This window comes from Methylacidimicrobium cyclopophantes, from assembly GCF_902143385.2.
GTDB lineage: Bacteria > Verrucomicrobiota > Verrucomicrobiia > Methylacidiphilales > Methylacidiphilaceae > Methylacidimicrobium > Methylacidimicrobium cyclopophantes.
Map to the genome: position 1 here is coordinate 1 of NZ_CABFUZ020000230.1, position 1834 is coordinate 1834.

Annotated in this window: 1 protein-coding gene and 1 pseudogene; one reads left to right on the forward strand and one right to left on the reverse strand. The window is 58.9% G+C overall.

What is annotated here, in order from left to right; all coding sequences use genetic code 11:
* Positions 1–299: 299 nt before the first annotated feature.
* Positions 300–1539 (forward strand): annotated as a pseudogene (locus tag FN369_RS09515) (aspartate kinase).
* A gap of 34 nt (positions 1540–1573) precedes the next feature.
* Here FN369_RS09515 and FN369_RS09520 read toward each other — a convergent pair.
* Positions 1574–1834, reverse strand: a 261-nt coding sequence (locus tag FN369_RS09520; protein WP_142525913.1) for a tetratricopeptide repeat protein, incomplete at its 5' end; no start/stop codon positions are given.

Below are 1834 nucleotides of genomic sequence, written 5' to 3' on the forward strand. Positions count from 1 at the left end.
CACGGAAACCCCGTGCCGTTCTTTTTTTCTTGCCGCTTCTTTTTGAGAGGCTTTGGTTCGCATTGCCTATCGGCAGAATTGCGCGTAACCTCCCTTGATTCTTCCGGGAGAAGCCTCATGCTGGTCATCCGCGAACGTGCTCCTTCGGCTTGCGAATCGCACCGCCTCTCGTTTGCTCCGTTCATATGGGTTTCTCGGGACGTTGCCCCACGCGACAGAGCGGCCCGATTCTTCCCGCCGAGCCGGGCGGTCATATCCGGTATGTACAAGATCCGGAGCGGGTGGGTTCACGCGTAGACATGGCGCTCGTGGTTCAGAAGTATGGCGGGACGTCGGTAGCCGACGTCCAATGCATCGCTCGGGTGGCGGAGCGGATCGCTCGTCGGCACGAGGAAGGAAACCGACTCGTGGTCGTTGTGTCGGCCATGTCGGGCGTGACCGATTCGCTTTTGCGACTGGCACGCCAAGTGCATCCGGAACCGATGGGGCGCGAGCTGGATTTCCTCCTGGCGACTGGAGAACAGACGACGACCGCTCTCCTAGCTATGGCCTTGCATGCGAAGAAAATTCGTGCCGCGCCTCTGACGGGGGCGCAAGCGGGCATTGTCACGGACGGGTCGCATACCCGAGCTCGCATCCTCAACATCGGCCCCAAAAAAATTCATCGACTCTTGGACGAGGGGGCCGTCGTTGTCGTAGCGGGTTTTCAAGGGCAGGACCTCCAAGGGAGCATTACGACGCTGGGACGAGGCGGTTCCGACTTGACGGCGATCGCGCTCGCCGCCGTGCTCAAGGCCGATCGCTGCGAGATTTACACCGACGTGGAGGGCGTCTTCACCGCGGATCCTCGGATGGTGCCGGACGCCACGAAATTGGACGAAATCAGCTATGACGAAATGCTGGAAATGGCGGCTTCCGGCTCGAAGGTGATGCAAAGTCGGTCGGTCGAGTTCGCTAAGAAGTTTCGCGTGGTCTTCGAGGTTCGATCGAGTTTTTCCGATACTCCAGGAACGATTGTGAAAGCAGAGACAAAATCGATGGAAGATGTTGTCGTGAGGCATCAGCCTCGAACGGAACCAAGCAAAGCTCACCATTCCGGCCGTTCCGGATCGGCCCGGAGTGGCCGCTAAGATTTTTTCTTCGGTCGCCGATCACGGCATCTCGGTCGACATGATCGTACAGAATGTCTCCGACAAAGGGCTAACCGATATCACATTCACGGTAAATCGGGATAGCTTGCAGCGAGCGCTGCGCGTCATCGAGCCGGCGGCTCAGGAGTTGCAAGCGTCTTCTCCTCGAGCGCAGGAGGGAGTCGCCAAACTTTCCGTCGTCGGAATCGGGATGCGATCCCATAGCGGGGTAGCGGCGCGCCTGTTTCAGGCATTGTCGGATGCGGGCGTCAACGTTCAGATGATCTCTACGAGCGAAATCAAGATTGCCGTCGTGATAGACGAAGCGTCGGCGGAAAGAGCTGTTCGCGCAGCTCACAAAGCCTTCGGATTGGCGGGCAGTGCGGGTGGCGAAGCGGAATCCGCCTGAGTCGCAGTGCGAATCCGGAGTCAAGCGCGACCGTTTAGGGCGGCAATCGGTCGAGGAGCTCTTGAATTTCCCCGTCGAAACGGTTGACGGGTTTTCTTCGATGGACCGCTTCCAAAAGGGCCTTTGCCGGAGCATACTCCTTTTTCTCGATTTGCATCCTTGCAAGGTTGATTTCCGCTACGAGGCGGTAGGGATCGGCCGACTGTTCGTCGATCACCGCTCGATACGAGCGGGCGGCTTCTGCTTGTTTTCCCTGTGCTTCCGCTCCTTCGGCGACGCCCAAGAGAGCGGCGGG